Below are 16,943 nucleotides of genomic sequence, written 5' to 3'. Positions count from 1 at the left end.
TTTACTGTCCACGCGCCTTCATGACTTCAGCGACCGTATAGAACGAGCCAAAGACCAGGATTCTATCAGCTTCATTGGCCCCCTCACAGGCGGCTGCGTATGCTTTTTCAACCGATTCATACTGAAATACTTTGGCGCGCGGCACTTGCTCAAGAATAATTTGCGCCAAACGCGCCGGATCGGCCGCTCGCGGCAGCTGTGGCGCTGCCAGATGCCAGACGTCGATCCGGTCTGAAACCAGTTTGATCACCCCGCTAATATCCTTGTCCTGCATCATGCCCAGTACGGCATGCGTGACCGGATGAAAACCCATATTGTCGAGCGAAGCGCGAAATACAGATGCCGCATGGGGGTTATGCGCTACATCCAGCACTACGACTGGCCTGCCGGGCAATACCTGGAAGCGAGCCGGCCATTCGACCTCGAGCAGGCCACGTTTGATGTCACCCAGACTCACCGGTAATTGCGGCTTGACGGACTCAAGCAGACCAAGCACCAAAGCTGCATTACCCATTTGATATTTGCCGCGCAGCGCCGGAATCGGCAAGGCATTTTTACGAATACCTGCTTTGTTCCACCACACCCACTGCTGACCTTCAGCCTGTATTTCAAAGCCGAAATCGTGGCCGATCAATTGCAAGTCAGCACCAATGGCGTTTGCTGTATCAATTAATGTTTGCGGGGGTATTGGGTCAGAGCACAGAGCAGGCTTACCCTTGCGATAGATACCTGCCTTCTCAATGGCAATCGCTTCGCGGGTATCACCGAGATAGCTCTGATGATCAATGCCGATGCTGACCACACCCGATGCCGTTGGCTCAAAAATATTGACCGCATCAAGCCGGCCGCCCAGACCGACTTCAAGCACCATCACATCGACCTGCTGCACCATAAACTGATGCACCGCAGCCAGCGTACCAAATTCGAAATAACTGAGTGAAATATCGCCACGCGCAGCTTGAATCGCGGCAAAACTTTCGACAATCGCAGTATCATCCACGGGTACACCATTGATGGCGATGCGCTCGTTGTAATGCAGTAAATGTGGCGAGGTGTAAGTGCCGACTTTATACCCGGCTATGGTCAGGATGCGCGTCAGCATCGCGCAAACCGAGCCTTTGCCATTGGTACCTGCCACGGTGATCACCGGACAGGTCGGGTAAAGCGCCATCGCCTGCTGGATCGTTTTGACGCGATCCAGCCCCATATCAATGGCCATCGGGTGCAGATTTTCGAGGTAGCTCAGCCAATCGGCCAAGCTACTTTCACTGGCTACTGCAAAATCCGTCATTAATTAACCGCTGCCTGGTTATTCAGCAGTGTTAATACGTCGGCAAGGCGCTGGCGCAATTCGCGACGGTCAACAATCATGTCGATTGCTCCTTTTTCCAGCAGGAATTCCGAACGCTGGAATCCTTCTGGCAAGGTTTCGCGCACGGTTTGCTCGATCACGCGTGGGCCGGCAAAACCGATCAAAGCGCCCGGCTCGGCCATCACGACGTCGCCCAGAAAAGCGAACGAAGCCGAAACACCGCCCATCGTCGGATCAGTCAGCAAGGAAATAAAGGGGAGTTTTTTGTCGGCCAGTTTGGTCAGAATCGCATTGGTTTTGGCCATTTGCATCAAGGAATTCAGGCCTTCCATCATCCGCGCGCCACCTGATGCCGACACACAAATAAACGGCAGATCATTTTCAATCGCAACTTTGACGCCGCGAACAAAGCGCTCGCCAACGACCGAACCCATCGAGCCGCCGATAAATTTGTATTCAAATGCAGCCACGACAACCGGCACAGTCAAAATGCTGCCTTGCATCACGACCATTGCGTCATCTTCGCCCGTCGCGGCGGCCGATGCGGTGAGCTGGTCGCTATAGCGTTTGTTGGCTTTAAATTTAAGCGCATCGACCGGTTTAACTTCCGAGCCGATTTCATAACGCCCTTCTGCGTCGAGCAACTGGTTCAGTCGTGCACGCGCTGGCACGGCATTATGGAAATTGCACTTCGGGCAAACTTCCAGATTGTTTTCCAGATCGGAACGGTAAAGCACGGCGCTACACGCCGAACATTTGCTCCACAAGCCTTCAGGGACGGCTGATGCATTTGGCGTCGTGCGGCTTTTGATTTTCGGGGGTAATAGTTTTTGTAACCAGCTCATTTTTTATCCTCTACGGTCTGATCAGACGCGGGCAGTATCCATTGCAGCGCGTACGCCAGACAGAAATTCGGTCAGGCGAGCTGCCAGACCTGCTTCACCTTGTTCAACTTCCTGCACCAAACGCGAGCCGATCACAACGGCGTCGGCGATTTTGGCGACATTTTTGGCCGACTCGGCATCACGGATACCAAAACCGACGCCAATCGGAATATTCAGATATTGCTTCAGAAAAGCGAGCTTTTCGGCGACATTGGCCACATCCAGATTGGCTGAACCCGTCACGCCTTTAAGCGAAACATAGTACACATAGCCGCTGGCCAGACGTGCGACTTCTTTGACACGCGATTCAGGCGTCGTCGGTGCGAGCAGGAAAATCGGATCAAGGCCGTGCTTTTTATACACAGCAACCGATTCTTCGGCTTCTTCTGGTGGCATATCGACGGTCAAAACACCATCAACACCAGCGGCGATGGCTGCGCTTGCGAAAGCTTCATAACCCATTGCTTCAACCGGATTGGCGTAGCCCATTAGCACGACCGGCGTTGTCGCATCGGTCTTACGAAACTCGGCGACATAAGCCAGCACATCGCGCAGCGAGACATTGTGTTTTAAGGCGCGCTCGGACGCGCGCTGAATCACCGGGCCGTCGGCCATCGGGTCAGAGAACGGTACACCCAATTCCAGAATATCAGCGCCGCCAGCGACCAGCGCGTGCATCAAGCCGACGGTACTGGCAGGAGCAGGATCACCAGCAGTAATAAACGGAATCAAGGCCTGGCGATTGGCCGCCTTGAGATTTTGCATTACCGATTCAATACGTGACATAGGGTATATCTACCAAAGCTATACTGAGATTGAGCTAGGGGCATATACCCCCAGATCACATTTAGAGTTGAATGCCGAGTTTTTTCGCAATCGTTGGGATATCTTTATCGCCACGGCCCGACAGATTCACCAGCAAAACCTGATCCTTGCTCATGGTTTTGGCCATTTTGGCCGCTTGTGCCAGCGCATGACTCGATTCGAGCGCCGGAATAATCCCTTCGTATTTGCACAAATCATGGAACGCTTGCATCGCCTCGTCATCATTAATCGCAACATATTCAGCGCGACCAATGTCTTTCAGGTAGCTATGCTCAGGACCAACGCCCGGATAATCCAGACCGGCCGACATAGAATGCGTCTCGGAGATTTGGCCATTTTCATCGTGCATCAGGTAAGAGCGCTGACCATGCAGCACGCCGACTTTGGCGTTCGACGTCAAAGGTGCTGCATGACGACCCGTTTCTACGCCGTCACCACCGGCTTCCACACCGATCAGGCGCACACCGGGCACTTCGATGTAGGGATGGAAAATACCAATCGCGTTCGAGCCACCGCCGACACAGGCAATCACGGCATCCGGTTGACGGCCGATCATTTCCTGCATTTGCACTTTACATTCTTCGCCGATCACGACCTGAAAATCGCGAACCAATTGCGGATACGGATGCGGGCCTGCCGCAGTGCCGATGATGTAATACGTCGAATCGACATTGGTAACCCAGTCACGCATCGCTTCGTTCATTGCGTCTTTCAGCGTGCGCGTACCTGACTCAACGGCAACGACTGTCGCGCCGAGTAACTTCATCCGGAATACATTCGGCGCCTGGCGCGCAACGTCTTCGGCGCCCATATACACGACACACTCCATGCCGTAACGCGCAGCAACGGTTGCCGATGCAACGCCGTGCTGGCCTGCACCAGTTTCGGCAATCACGCGTTTTTTGCCCATGCGGCGCGCCAACAAGGCTTGGCCGATGGTGTTATTCACTTTGTGTGCGCCAGTGTGATTCAGGTCTTCGCGCTTGAGATAAATTTGTGCGCCACCGATGGCATTTGACCAACGTTCAGCGTGATAGATCGGGCTAGGACGGCCAACATAATGCTTCAGATCATGGCGATATTCGGCCATAAATACCGGATCCTTGATTGCAGCTTCGAACTCTCTCTTGAGTTCGTCCAGCGCTGGCATCAAGGTTTCAGCTACATAAATGCCGCCATGCTGACCAAAGTGTCCACGCTGATCCGGCTGCTGATATTTATCGTTCATCTTTATCTCACACTGTGTACGGCATTAATAAATGCGCAAACCCGCTCTAAATCTTTGACGCCTTTGCTGCTTTCAACGCCACTTGACACATCAACCGCCCATGGCTTGACCTGCCGCACCGCGGCAGAAACGTTTTCCGGATGCAAACCACCAGACAAAATCAATGGCAGCGGCAGGCTTTCAGTCAAAATATTCCAGTCAAAAGCTTCGCCCGTTCCACCCGGGACGCCATCAACCCAGGCATCAAGCAAAATACCCCGGCATAGCGGGTGAACATAACGCTGGGCGTATTCTACCAAATTTATCCCGGGTTTTACCCTCAGTGCCTTGATAAATGAGCGCCCAAACCGGATGCAATCGGACAAACCCTCATCACCATGAAATTGCAGTAAGTCCAGCGGCACCTTTTCCAACACCGAGCTGACATAATCAGCATCCGCATTCACAAACAGCCCCACCGTCGATACAAAACCAGGCAAGCCAGCTGCAATATCAGCCGCTTGTTCAATCGAAACATGCCGCGGGCTAGGTGGATAAAAAACCAGGCCAATGGCATCGGCCCCCATTGAGATCGTATGTAGCGCAGTCTGACGGTCACGCAGGCCGCAGATTTTGATCCGTGTGACCGGCATTCAAATTCCTTAGTTTCAATATTTAAATCAGACCAAAACGTTGAACGGGTTCGGTCGCTAGCCCGTATTTTTCCGGGTAACTCACTCCGGTCAGATACAAACCGTCGGGCATAAAAGTCGGCGGCGCCACGCTGCGGTTTTGCTGGGCAATCAACCATGACATCCAGTCTGCAGGCTCGTTACCTTTGCCGATATGCAGCAATGCACCCATGATATTGCGCACCATATGATGCAGGAAAGCGGTCGCACTGAAATCAAAATAAATCAGATCGCCCTGACGTCCAATATCGACTTTAAGCATCTGCTTGACAGGAGAAAGCGCCTGACATTCAGCAGCGCGAAAACTACTAAAGTCATGCTCACCCAGCAGGTAACGACTGGCCTGATGTATTTTTTCCAGATCGAGCGAATTATGTATCCAGCCAATTTGACCGGCCATAATCCCCGGGCGGATTGCATGCTGGAGCAGCAAATAGCGGTAATGACGAGCCGTTGCAACAAAACGCGAATGAAAATCGACAGGCACTTGCTGAGCCCATAGAACAGAAACACCGGACGGCAGAAAACTATTTACACCACGCACCCAGGCAGTCAGTGGACGATTGGCATCGGTATCAAAATGAACAATCTGCCGCGTTGCATGCACTCCAGCATCGGTTCGACCTGCTGCATGTACGCGCAAGGGATGCCCCGCCATTCGGCCAACAGCCCGCTCCATTTCTCCCTGCACCGTAATAACGTCCGGTTGAATCTGCCAGCCGTTAAAAGCCCGACCATCATATTCAACAGCCAAAGCGTAACGTTTTAATTCCAAAGCACTTTATCCAATATCAAATTCAACAGGCAATCGTAAAAACAATCAGCAGCAACTGCACCATGAACAACACTAACTGCAAGCCGCTCATTTTAACAATACGCACGTGCATGCCGGTAAATTCTTCCGATCCGACATGTAATAAATCGCCAAGCAAGGTTCTAAAATCGAGCCTTTTTTCCAAAAACCTCTCGGCGAACTCCATGGTCAAGGTCAAGCGCAAAGCGACTAGTCTGGCACTTACACCAAACAAGCCCATAGGACGGCTAAAATAATACAAACCGGAAACTATATCGCCCTTATCCAGATGCGTCAGCATGATTTGCAAGCTGCCCATCACGATCAGCAAACGCAAAACCTGATCAAACCCCAAGAATAAGCCTTCGATCGTCGGTGAAAACCAGAGCGGAAACAAGTAAAGCCCCGGCGTCGCCCAGGCATAAACACCCAACACAGCCAATAATAACCAGCGCATTCGCGGTAGGCTTTTACGCAAACGCTGACGCGCAAAATAATAAGCCAGCAACAAAATGATGAGCATCAAGCCCAAAAGAGAAAGGCGCTCAAGCCATGGCAAACCGCAAAGTAGCCACAACCAGAGCGCCAGCAAATTAACTGCGTGCAATTTCAAATCAGGACAGGATTAAAGATCATCAAGCAAGGATTTAGCAACCCCCTGTTGCGCTTCATTACCCTCCTGAACAGCCTCTTGCAGAATCTCACGCGCCCCCTCAACATCCCCCATATCGATATAGGCTTTCGCCAAATCAATCTTGGTTTGTACGGGATCATCTGCAGCAAAATCCATATCGCCAGCCGCCGAAGCCGCTTCATTCAGATCCAGACTGATATCACCCAGACCTGCCGAATGATCGGCAGCAGTTTCAAGTTCGACGCCAGGTAATTCAAATTCAAAATCCAGTTTTAAGTCACTGGCATCGCCAGTTGCTAAATGATTCACCTCAGCTAGTGGTGCCGAACTGGCCTGCACCACCTCGACTGGCGCATCAAACTCAGGCAAGGCAACCGCTTCCACTGATTCATCTAACGACGAGAAACTCAAATCTGCGGCAGGCAAGCTCGCTTCCACTTCAAAGCCATCAAGAGACAAATCACCACCCAAATCCAGATCAGGCAACGATTCCATTCCAGCCAACTCATCCGAAGCAGAGCCCGTATCAATTGGCAAGTCCAGAGCCATTAACCCTTCACTCTCCGAGCCAGACGGCTGCGCCATTTCATCCAGCGCCGGAGCTACTTCAACATCAAAATCCAATTCTGAGCGGCTGATCTGCTCAAGAGCTTGCTCAACAGTACCCTCAACTGGCAAATCAAAATTCGCGCTTTCAGCCAAAGAATCGGCACTCTTTGCATCCCCGGCAAAATCAAGCTCAAAATCAAGATCACTACTGACCAGCGGCTCTGGATCGGGTGCTGTCAGCTCATCCAGGACAGGTGACACGACAGGCGTTGCGGCGGCAACCGAAGCCAGTTTACTCGTATCAACAACACCGGCCGGCTCCCGACGATAGAGCGGATTCTCAGGATCAACAGTACGCCCATTGGCAGCCGCCTCATGCCACAGATCACCTTGACCATTAGTGATGGCAAACAAAGCCGATGCATGCTCCTCATACGAGGTCGCATCATGACGCGCAGCATAAATATCCAGCAACTTCATTCGGATTTCATACCGGGAAGGGTCTTTTTGCAATGCATCCTTCAAAATTTCTTCAGCCTGAGCATCACGTCCATAAGCCATATAAACTTCGGCTTCAGCAATAGGATCCACTTCATCGGTATCAATGGTACCCAAGCCTTGACGGCTAAAATCAGTTAAAAACGAATTTTCAGTCGCCTGGGTACTAATGACCCCGCCCCCCGTACTCCCCAAAACGGTATTTGCCTTCAAATCTCCGCCAGTAATGATGCTGTCTTCAAATACGCTAGGTTTTTGTCGACGGCGAGCCCAGACCACTCCCAGCCCGCCCAACAACAAGGCCAGTGCGCCGCCCCCTAAGGCAATTGAATTTTCCAGCAATCCATCAATAAAGCTCGGCTCTTCAACGACAGGAGCCTGAACAGGGATACGTCGCTTAGGTTTTGCTGTAGCCACTGCACTCGCCACCTCAGATGCATCAGGAACCGATGCAATTGAAGATGCCGCAGCCAAAGGTACTGACACTGCTGCGATATCGCTCGCCGAAGCTGACGTTTTTGAAGCCTCTGAGGCTGCAGCCTTCATTGCTGCCAGTTTTTCCATATCAGCAACGTTTTTTTGCAGCGCAGCAACCCGCTGGTTGGTTTCCTCCAGCGCTTTTTGTCGTGCAATGGCCTCGGCCTCTAAAGCTTGCTGCTTAGCCTTGTCGCTTGATTTTTTTGCCGCATCTGCCGCTTTCGATAGCTTCAGCACATCTTTATTAGCGTCCGCCGCACCTGCGCCTTGATCTTGCACCTTGGCAGTAATTTTGCCGCCAGAACTTTGCTCTGTCAGATCCTTAGCAGGCCCCTTTCCAGCCGATTCGGCCAATTTACTGCGATAAGCATTCCAGTCAGCAGCCTGAATTTGAATTTCTCGCGCAGCATCAGCCTTGGATGTTTCCTTAAATTGAGTCTGTGCAGGCACATTCAAAATTTTGCCACTTTTAAGACGATTCATATTGCCATCAAAGGCTGCCGGATTGGCGCGATACAGGCCAACCAAAACCTGTTCAAGACTGACATTAGAAGGCTGTACTTTACGCGCAATCGCCCCAAGCGTATCTCCTGACCTCACCTTGTACGCATCGGCACTCGCATCGGCAGATTCAACAGATGGCGTACTAGATTTTTTTGCTGGGGCAGTTGACCCAGAGTCAGGAGCGGGCGCGGCTGAATCGCTACTTGCGGCAGGGCGAGCCGTTTTTTCAGCAGGCTCCAATGTTGTCGTCGAGTTTTTACTGCGTTTACTTTTGGATCCTTTAATCGCGCCTTTAGTGGTCGTACTTGGCAACTCAGAAGTTGAGTAACTCCCCTTATCTGCAGACGCCCCCCCCGCATAATCTGCTGGATCAATCAGAGCAGTGTACTCGCGCTGAATACGTCCCTCAGCCCAGTTTAGTTCGATCAGCAAATCCAGAAACGGCTCGCTAATCGGCTGAGCCGAATTGATCACAACGTAGTACTGACCATTGGCACGTTTTTCAATATTAAAGCGCAAGCCCAGCGAGGCGGGAGGAAATTCGATTCGCGCATTACTATAACTCTCTGGAGGAGCCAAGCTCACCACAAGAGAATCAGCCTCATTAGGCTGAACAGACACTAGATCAATCTCACCCCGAAACGGCTGTCCTAGGCCGGACAATACATTCAAACGCCCTAATCCAGCAGCTTGGGTGAACAACGGCGTTGCGGCCAAGGCAACGGCCAATACACAAGCTTTAAATCGAGGTGACTTTTGCACGAGCAATCTCCGATATGTAGGTAGCGCCTTCTCATAGGCTCTAGCACCAACAAACACTTTATTATTTATTACACACCGACATACTTTCGACACAAGAAAGAAGATCAGGCGCCGCATTAATTTAATGCGGTTTATTCAACAATAAATCCAATAATACGGACATTTCAATCTATTACTGAAATTTATATTGAAATTCTTCATCAAGCGTAACAGCTACGCTACGTTTTGCCGGTATTTTTCGCACATCCCAACTCTGCAGGGCCCATTCCCACAATTGCTCCAGGCTGCCACTGCGCAATCGTTCAGGCGGACTTTGCCACAGCAAATAAAGTGCCTGCCATAACTGAGTAACCTCTGCTCCCGACCTCAACGCTGGAGCCAACGTCTGCTTGCTTAGTTTTTCTCCCCGCTCATTCGCAATCACGGGAATATGCAAATATTCGGGCTGAGGCAAGCCCAAAATCTGCTGCAAATACCGTTGCCGAGGAGTGGAATCCAACAAATCCGCACCACGAACAATATGCGTCACCCCCGTATCAGCATCATCAACAACGACAGCAAGCTGATAAGCCCAGTATTGGTCAGCTCGTTTTAATACAAAGTCCCCCACATCCGCCTGTAAATTTTGAGTAATGTTGCCCTGCACTCGATCATGAACCACACATACTGCGTCTGGGACGCGCAAACGATAAGCAACCCGCCCCTCATGCAACAAGCCCGCAGCACGACAGCGCCCAGAATAGCGCATACCATCAACACCAATCAGACCGTCCTGCTGCAACATTTTTCTTGTACAGCGACAAGGATAAGCCAGCCCCTGCTCCAACAAAATGGCCAAGACTTCTTCATACCGCTGCGAGCGCGAACTTTGCCAAACAGGCTCCCCATCCCAGCACAAACCAAAACGGCTTAGCGTCTGGAGAAACGAATTCGCGGCACCAGCAAACTCCCGTGGGGGGTCAAGATCTTCGATACGCAACAACCATTGCCCACCACGGATTCTCGCCTCAAGAAAACTGGCGACTGCCGCCATGAGCGAGCCCATATGCAACAAGCCCGTCGGACTGGGCGCAAAACGCCCTACGTAGCGCGATTCAGAAACTGATGAAGAGTACATGGGCAGATTAATATTTGCGGTTTAAAGCAAACTGATAGAATAGAATTAATTGTTGATTTTTACTTTTTTCAAGACCAAGGACAAGCAATGACTTACGTTGTGACTGATGCCTGCGTGAAATGCAAATACACTGATTGCGTTGATGTTTGCCCCGTCGATTGTTTTCGCGAAGGATCAAATTTCCTCGTAATTGACCCAGACGAATGTATTGACTGCACACTTTGCGTTGCAGAATGCCCAGTCGAAGCAATTTACGCAGAGGATGACGTCCCCACAGAAATGCACGACTTTATCCAGCTTAATGCAGAACTCGCCAAAAAATGGCCCGTTATCGTACAGAAAAAAGACCCTCTGCCAGACCATGAACAATGGGCAACAATCACCGGCAAACTGGATCAAATCGAGCGATAAACAAAACCACTCAGGTTAAGTCGCGCCCGAACCTTGAAAACACAAGAAAAACAGACTACAATCGCCAACTCTTAACCCCTTGCCTGACCGTGGTCGCTAACGGCAGGCTGCAAACCACAAGGAGCAATACATGCGACATTATGAAATCGTATTTATCGTGCACCCAGATCAAAGCGAACAAGTTCCAGCAATGATCGAGCGCTATAAATCACTGATTACCACCGGCGCAGGCACCATCCATCGCCTGGAAGATTGGGGTCGTCGTCAATTGGCTTACCCAATTCAAAAAATCCACAAAGCACATTATGTGATGATGAACATCGAATGCAACCAGGAAACTCTGGAAGAAATCGAACATGCATTCAAGTTCAACGATGCCGTTCTTCGCCACCTGACTTTGAAAACAGACGGCGCAGTAACTGAAGCATCTCCGATGATGAAAGAAGAGAAATCAAAATCTCTGACTCAAGGCACTGAAGTACAAGCTGCTTAATTCGGAAAAATTGAATCAACGAAACCAGGTTTTAGTCGAAGGTCATTTACTGATCACAGACGCAATACGGCGCACGCCAGCAGGCATTGCGATGATTGAAGGATGGATCATTCATCAATCTGAACAAGCTGAAGCAGGGGCACAACGCAAAGTGGATTGTGAAATACCTTTTGTTGCACTTGGCGATATTTGTCATCAACTGATCAAAACGCCACCGCAACAAGCAATTAAATGCAAAGGTTTTTTAGCCGCCCGTAGCAGCAAATATCGACAGAATTTGGTTTTACACATTATTGTTTTTGAATATTTGAATTGAGGATTAGACAATGTCTCGCCAACTCTTCAAGCGCAGAAAATTCTGCCGCTTCACTACTGAAGGTATCGCTCAAGTTGACTACAAAGACGTAGCCATCTTGAAAGATTTTATCTCTGAAAACGGCAAGATCATTCCTGCACGTATCACTGGCACTAAAGCCAAATACCAACGCCAATTGTCGACTGCCATTAAACTGGCTCGCTTCTTGGCTTTGTTGCCTTACACTGATCAACACTAAGACGAACGGGAGAAACTAATCATGCAAATTATCCTGCTCGAGAAAGTAGCGAATCTGGGTCAATTGGGCGATATCGTTAAAGTTAAAGATGGTTACGCTCGTAACTTCTTGATTCCACAAGGCAAAGCTAAACGTGCAAATGAAGCCAATATGGCCGCATTTGAAGCTAGCCGTGCGGAACTGGAAGCTAAACAAGCTGAAATCCTGGCTGAAGCGCAAGCTCGCGCCTCTAAACTGGAAGGCGCTGAAATCACGATCGCTCAAAAAGCGGGTGTTGACGGCCGTCTGTTCGGTTCAGTGACCAACCATGACATCGCTGAAGCCATCACTGCTTCTGGCGTTGCCGTACAAAAATTTGAAGTGCGCCTGCCAAATGGTCCATTCAAAGCAATCGGCGAATACGAAGTTGCTTTGGCTCTGCACCACGATGTAGTTAGCACGATCAAATTGCAAGTTGTAGGCGCTGCAGCTTAATTTATTAAGCAAACGCCAAATAAAAAGCCACGATTAATTCGTGGCTTTTTATTTGGCGGCAATCAATGCCTTTATTCTGTTAGCGCTTTTGTTTGCAAGTATTTTAAAACCCGCGATACCGCTACCAGACCAAATGTTGCCGTTACTGTCATCACTGCACCAAAACCACTCGCACAATCAAGGCGCACACCCTCGCCCATAGACGGTTTTGCTGCGCAAACCGAGCCATCAGCCTGCGGATACACCAACTGCTCAGTTGAATAAACACATTCAACACCCATTTTTTTACCATTTTTAGCAAAACCAAAATCGCGTCGCAGAATACTGCGCACCTTAGCGGCCAGCGGGTCCTGTATCGTTTTACTTAAATCATCAACTTTAATTTGCGTTGGGTCAATTTGCCCTCCAGCACCACCAATAGTGATAATTTTGATTTTATTACGCCGACAATACGCAATTAAAGCGGCCTTGGTTTTAACGCTGTCTATACAATCAATCACGTAATCGTGACCCGCCAAATATTGTGCAAAATTATCCTCAGCAACAAAATCCTCAATGGTATTAATCTTCATCTCTGGATTAATCGCCAGCATGCGCTCAGCAACGGCAATGACCTTCATCCGCCCTATCTGCCCCTCCAGCGCCGGTAGCTGACGATTGGTATTCGAAATGCAGATATCATCCAGATCAACCAACGTCACGCGACCAATACCCGAGCGCGCCAACGCCTCAGCAGCCCACGAACCGACACCACCAATACCAATCACACATACATTAGCCTGCTTAAATTTATCCAGCGCAGCAACACCATACAAGCGGGCAATTCCGGCAAAACGCCGTTGATAACCATCATTCACAGATTTGATTTCCATAAAACAAATCAGCCCACACGGGGCTGAATATACATCCATAAGGTATTGGGCTAAAAGCCTTAATACAAGACGCCTAGATAGCAATACCTCACTCAACAGTCTTTTTTACTGTTCGTTTGCGTGGCGTGGTCTTAGCTGGTTCTGACGCAGCAGACTCCGCCTCGGACATCGCAGGTGGCGGCGATGTCGGATGAGGCACATCCGCCGGATTAAGCGGCGATTTTGGGCCACCAGGCATACCGAAACCGGTAAAGAGATTTTTTGCACGCTCCTGCAATTGTTGCTGCATTTCGACAAACATATTGGTACTGCTTTCCAAGTAATTGCCCATCATATTCTGGATAGCGGGGCCTTGGAATTTCATAAATTCACCCCACAAATTAGCATTACTAAATACCGGATTGTCTGCTCCGATGGCCGACTTGGTTTGATCCTGCAAACGCGTCTGCATTTCGGCAAACAGCTGCATATTCTTCTCAAGATAATTCCCCATCAGCCCCTGCATCGCATGGCCATAAAACCGAATAATCTGAGTCAATACATCATAAGAGAACATTGGCATGCCACCGGCCTCTTCCTCAAGAATGATTTGCAACAGCACACTACGAGTCAAATCTTCATTCGTTTTGGCATCCTGAATCAGGATATCAATACCATCGAGCACCAGCTGCTTTACATCAGTCAAGGTGATGTAGCTGCTCGTCGTGGTATCGTAAAGACGACGGTTTGGGTATTTCTTGATGACCCGTTTGTCCATGCTCATCTATCCTTTTCACCAATTCTATGTAACTTCTATTATCTAGCGAGAATCGTAACTGCGCCAGTACAATACACATGCTGCATCGCAGCAAAATACATTTGACAACACCGGAAAGCTGTTCCAAAATAGTTTTGCATTGTGCAACGCAACATGCAACCGGATCTTCCGGTTAGCTTTATTCGCAAACTGTAAACCTATCTTGGAGATTTCGTCATGACTACAGCACAACAACAATACACCAACTTTGCCACCGAACAGGTTGAAACCGCGTTGCGATTCGCACGCATTTCCTTGGACTCACTGGATCGTCTGGGCAAGTTGCAAGTTGAAACCGCTAAAAACATCCTGGAAGAAAATGCAAAAACACTGAAACAACTAACTTCAGTGAAAGACATTCAGGATGCCCTGACCACGCGTCAAAAAATTGCAGATGCAGTCATTGAGCACACGACAGCTTATTCTCGCAGCCTGTACGAAATTTCTTCACAGGCTCAAGCCGAGTTTTCAAAATTGATCGATGAGCGCAACGTTGACTTCAATAAAAACATGGTTTCAGGCCTGGATCGTTTCGTTAAAAATGCACCAGCCGGTGCCGATGCCGCAGTTGCGGCGGTTAAATCAACCGTTCAAGCAACGGCTGCTGCAGTCGACAGCATGACTAAAGCTGCCAAACAAGTTGCTGAGTTTGCAGATGCATCAGTTAAAGCAGCATCAACTGCAACCGCTGATGCAGTTAAAACTGCAGCCAAAAAAGCTTCTGCCAATGGCACTCATTAATTAGATTTCAAGATCAATTAAAAAAGGCACCGTCAGGTGCCTTTTTTATTGCTCAGATTAGATTTACCCTAAAGTACGCTTGAAGCAAGGGAGGGGCAAGCCCTCCCCTTATTCAATTATTCTTCAGACGGAACTTCTTCTGCAGTAATCACGACTGGCGCTGCTTCATCGTTCTGAACAGCCTTAATCGACAAGCGAATACGACCTTTTTCATCTTGCTCGATCACTTTTACACGAACGATCTGACCTTCTTGCAGGTGATCCGCAACATTGGCGATACGTTCATTAGCAATCTGGCTAATGTGAACCAAACCATCTTTACCTGGCATGATCGAAACAATCGCACCGACATTTTTGTCGAGAATCTTCACAACCGGACCTTCGTAGACACGGCCGATTTCGACTTCGGCAGTAATCTCTTCAATACGGCGACGTGCTTCACTTGCACCCTCAGAAGAAGTAGACGCAATTGTAATTGTGCCATCTTCACTAATATCGATCTGAGTACCGGTTTCTTCGGTCAAGGCGCGAATCACTGAACCGCCCTTACCAATCACATCACGGATTTTCTCCGGATTGATTTTCATTGTGTAAAGACGTGGAGCATGTTCACTAACTTCATCGCGAGCACCATCCAGAGCACCTTTCATAATGCCGATAATGTGAACGCGGCCTTCTTTGGCCTGATCCAGCGCAACCGACATAATTTCTTTGGTAATCCCGGTAATCTTGATGTCCATTTGCAGCGCAGTAATACCGTTTTCAGTACCCGCCACTTTAAAGTCCATATCGCCGAGGTGATCTTCGTCGCCCAAGATATCAGACAAGACTGCGAAAGCGTTGCCTTCCTTGATCAAGCCCATTGCGATGCCCGCAACGTGGTTTTTCATTGGAACACCAGCATCCATCAGTGCCAGACAGCCGCCGCAAACTGAAGCCATTGAAGACGAACCGTTTGATTCGGTAATTTCAGACACCACGCGCATTGAGTAAGCGAAGTCTTCCTTGCTTGGCAACATCGCAACCAAAGCACGTTTCGCCAAACGACCGTGACCGATTTCACGGCGTTTTGGCACGCCTACGCGGCCAGTTTCGCCCGTTGAGTACGGAGGGAAGTTGTAATGCAGCATAAAGCTGTCGGTGTAACCACCGTGCAAGGCGTCGATTTTTTGTTCATCGAGCTTGGTGCCCAAAGTCGCAGCCGCAATCGCTTGCGTCTCACCACGGGTAAACAGTACCGAGCCGTGTGCGCGTGGCAATACGCCAGTGCGGATGCTAATCGGACGTACAGTGCGCGTATCACGACCGTCGATACGTGGCTCACCCGCCAGAATCTGACCGCGAACGATTTCAGCTTCCAGACCTTTGAAAATCGATTTGATTTCATTGGCTTCAAGCGTGCCGGTTTCTTCGGTAATCAAAGCCGCTTTAACCAAAGCCCAAGTTTCATTGATTTTCTGGGTACGCACTTGTTTGTGACGCAGTTTGAACGCTTGCGCAACGCCTTCGGCAGCGATAGCGCGCACTTTAGCGATCAATTCTTCGTTTTTTACTGGCGCTGACCAATCCATCAACTCCGGATTCACTTCATCAGCCAGTTCATTGATTGCATTGATTGCAGCTTGCATTTGCTCGTGACCGAACACCACCGCACCCAGCATCACGCTTTCTGACAATTCATTGGCTTCAGATTCAACCATCAGTACAGCCTGGCTAGTACCGGCAACCACCAGATCCATTTCGCTGTCTTTCATTTCCGACAGGTCTGGACACAAGACATATTCACCGTTGATGTAACCCACGCGCGCCGCGCCAATTGGGCCATCAAATGGTACGCCAGAAATCATCAGTGCAGCAGAAGCACCGATCATCGCAGGGATATCAGAGTCAACTTCCGGATTAATCGACATCACAGTCGCAATGATCTGGATGTCGTTATAAAAACCTTCTGGGAACAGCGGGCGGATCGGACGATCGATCAGGCGACTAGTCAATACTTCTTTTTCACTTGGCTTGCCTTCACGTTTGAAGAAGCCACCCGGGATTTTACCAGCAGCATAAGTGCGTTCTTGGTAATCAACAGTCAGCGGGAAAAAATCTTGGCCCGGTTTTACATCACGAGCAGCAACGACGGTGACCAGGACGCAAGTATCGTCCATATTAACCATCACAGCGCCAGTAGCTTGACGTGCGATTTCACCAGTTTCAATGGTGACATTGTGTTTGCCGAAGGCAAAAGATTTGCTGATTTTATTGAACACGTTCTGTCCTTTTTCAATATATCCGCGACCTGGATAATGGTTTATTGCTGCGATGGGGGTCAGCCAAATCAATAAGAAAGTGAAATG

General features: G+C 49.6%; 18 protein-coding genes. 6 read left to right on the top strand and 12 right to left on the bottom strand.

Annotated features, from left to right (window positions below):
* Nucleotide 1: 1 nt before the first annotated feature.
* The 9 genes from folC to gluQRS form a co-directional block, all read right to left on the bottom strand.
* A complete protein-coding gene (gene folC, locus ACG2XO_RS11845) occupies nt 2-1,291 on the bottom strand; it encodes a bifunctional tetrahydrofolate synthase/dihydrofolate synthase (RefSeq protein ID WP_410498193.1) in 1,290 nt (429 codons plus the stop codon).
* Nucleotides 1,291-2,157, bottom strand: a complete 867-nt coding sequence (gene accD, locus ACG2XO_RS11840) for an acetyl-CoA carboxylase, carboxyltransferase subunit beta (RefSeq protein WP_410498192.1) — start codon at nt 2,155-2,157, stop codon at nt 1,291-1,293. The genes folC and accD overlap by 1 nt, the downstream gene beginning before the upstream one ends.
* 21 nt (nt 2,158-2,178) lie before the next feature.
* Complete coding sequence (gene trpA / locus ACG2XO_RS11835) at nt 2,179-2,982, bottom strand: tryptophan synthase subunit alpha (RefSeq protein ID WP_410498191.1); 804 nt, start codon at nt 2,980-2,982, stop codon at nt 2,179-2,181.
* A 61-nt stretch (nt 2,983-3,043) separates the two neighbouring features.
* The gene (trpB, locus tag ACG2XO_RS11830) at nt 3,044-4,249 is read right to left on the bottom strand and encodes a tryptophan synthase subunit beta (RefSeq protein ID WP_410498190.1); all 1,206 of its coding nucleotides are present in this window, start codon (nt 4,247-4,249) and stop codon (nt 3,044-3,046) included.
* 2 nt (nt 4,250-4,251) lie between these two features.
* Nucleotides 4,252-4,881 (bottom strand): phosphoribosylanthranilate isomerase, encoded by a 630-nt coding sequence (locus ACG2XO_RS11825; protein WP_410498189.1) that lies wholly within the window; start codon nt 4,879-4,881, stop codon nt 4,252-4,254.
* Nucleotides 4,882-4,903: 22 nt separating this feature from the next.
* Nucleotides 4,904-5,695: a tRNA pseudouridine(38-40) synthase TruA gene (truA, locus tag ACG2XO_RS11820; RefSeq protein WP_410498188.1), complete on the bottom strand. Its 792-nt coding sequence runs from the start codon at nt 5,693-5,695 to the stop codon at nt 4,904-4,906.
* 22 nt (nt 5,696-5,717) lie between these two features.
* Nucleotides 5,718-6,320, bottom strand: a complete 603-nt coding sequence (locus ACG2XO_RS11815) for a hypothetical protein (protein WP_410498187.1) — start codon at nt 6,318-6,320, stop codon at nt 5,718-5,720.
* Between the two features lie 18 nt (nt 6,321-6,338).
* Nucleotides 6,339-9,254 (bottom strand): FimV/HubP family polar landmark protein, encoded by a 2,916-nt coding sequence (locus ACG2XO_RS11810; protein ID WP_410498186.1) that lies wholly within the window; start codon nt 9,252-9,254, stop codon nt 6,339-6,341.
* A gap of 55 nt (nt 9,255-9,309) precedes the next feature.
* Nucleotides 9,310-10,254: a tRNA glutamyl-Q(34) synthetase GluQRS gene (gene gluQRS / locus ACG2XO_RS11805; RefSeq protein ID WP_410498185.1), complete on the bottom strand. Its 945-nt coding sequence runs from the start codon at nt 10,252-10,254 to the stop codon at nt 9,310-9,312.
* Nucleotides 10,255-10,341: 87 nt separating this feature from the next.
* On the opposite strand from gluQRS, the gene fdxA reads away from it, so the two are divergent.
* The 5 genes from fdxA (at nt 10,342) to rplI (ending at nt 12,186) form a co-directional block, all read left to right on the top strand.
* The gene (fdxA, locus tag ACG2XO_RS11800; RefSeq protein ID WP_410498184.1) at nt 10,342-10,665 is read left to right on the top strand and encodes a ferredoxin FdxA; all 324 of its coding nucleotides are present in this window, start codon (nt 10,342-10,344) and stop codon (nt 10,663-10,665) included.
* 130 nt (nt 10,666-10,795) lie between these two features.
* Nucleotides 10,796-11,158, top strand: a complete 363-nt coding sequence (gene rpsF, locus ACG2XO_RS11795) for a 30S ribosomal protein S6 (RefSeq protein WP_410498183.1) — start codon at nt 10,796-10,798, stop codon at nt 11,156-11,158.
* 10 nt (nt 11,159-11,168) lie between these two features.
* Nucleotides 11,169-11,474 carry a primosomal replication protein N gene (gene priB / locus ACG2XO_RS11790; RefSeq protein WP_410498182.1) on the top strand — a complete coding sequence of 102 codons (306 nt, stop codon included), beginning with the start codon at nt 11,169-11,171 and terminating at the stop codon, nt 11,472-11,474.
* 10 nt (nt 11,475-11,484) lie between these two features.
* Entirely contained in the window at nt 11,485-11,712 is a 228-nt protein-coding gene (gene rpsR / locus ACG2XO_RS11785) for a 30S ribosomal protein S18 (RefSeq protein ID WP_157315514.1), read from the top strand.
* Between the two features lie 21 nt (nt 11,713-11,733).
* Nucleotides 11,734-12,186, top strand: coding sequence for a 50S ribosomal protein L9 (rplI, locus tag ACG2XO_RS11780; protein ID WP_410498181.1), 453 nt, complete (start codon nt 11,734-11,736; stop codon nt 12,184-12,186).
* A gap of 71 nt (nt 12,187-12,257) precedes the next feature.
* Here rplI and tcdA read toward each other — a convergent pair whose 3' ends face one another.
* Together tcdA and phaR are read right to left on the bottom strand one after the other, a co-directional pair.
* Nucleotides 12,258-13,058, bottom strand: coding sequence for a tRNA cyclic N6-threonylcarbamoyladenosine(37) synthase TcdA (gene tcdA, locus ACG2XO_RS11775; RefSeq protein ID WP_410498180.1), 801 nt, complete (start codon nt 13,056-13,058; stop codon nt 12,258-12,260).
* Nucleotides 13,059-13,146: 88 nt separating this feature from the next.
* Entirely contained in the window at nt 13,147-13,815 is a 669-nt protein-coding gene (gene phaR / locus ACG2XO_RS11770) for a polyhydroxyalkanoate synthesis repressor PhaR (RefSeq protein WP_410498179.1), read from the bottom strand.
* 216 nt (nt 13,816-14,031) lie between these two features.
* Between phaR and ACG2XO_RS11765 the strand changes: the two genes are divergently transcribed.
* A complete protein-coding gene (locus ACG2XO_RS11765) occupies nt 14,032-14,595 on the top strand; it encodes a phasin family protein (RefSeq protein WP_410498178.1) in 564 nt (187 codons plus the stop codon).
* A gap of 116 nt (nt 14,596-14,711) precedes the next feature.
* On the opposite strand, the gene pnp is transcribed toward ACG2XO_RS11765, so the two are convergent.
* Nucleotides 14,712-16,856, bottom strand: a complete 2,145-nt coding sequence (gene pnp, locus ACG2XO_RS11760) for a polyribonucleotide nucleotidyltransferase (protein WP_410498177.1) — start codon at nt 16,854-16,856, stop codon at nt 14,712-14,714.
* Nucleotides 16,857-16,943 lie beyond the last annotated feature (87 nt).

Source organism: Chitinibacter sp. S2-10, assembly GCF_046530675.1.
Taxonomy (GTDB): Bacteria; Pseudomonadota; Gammaproteobacteria; order Burkholderiales; family Chitinibacteraceae; genus Chitinibacter.
The sequence above is the reverse complement of the archived record's forward strand: the minus strand, read 5'-3'. Positions and strand labels throughout refer to the sequence as shown.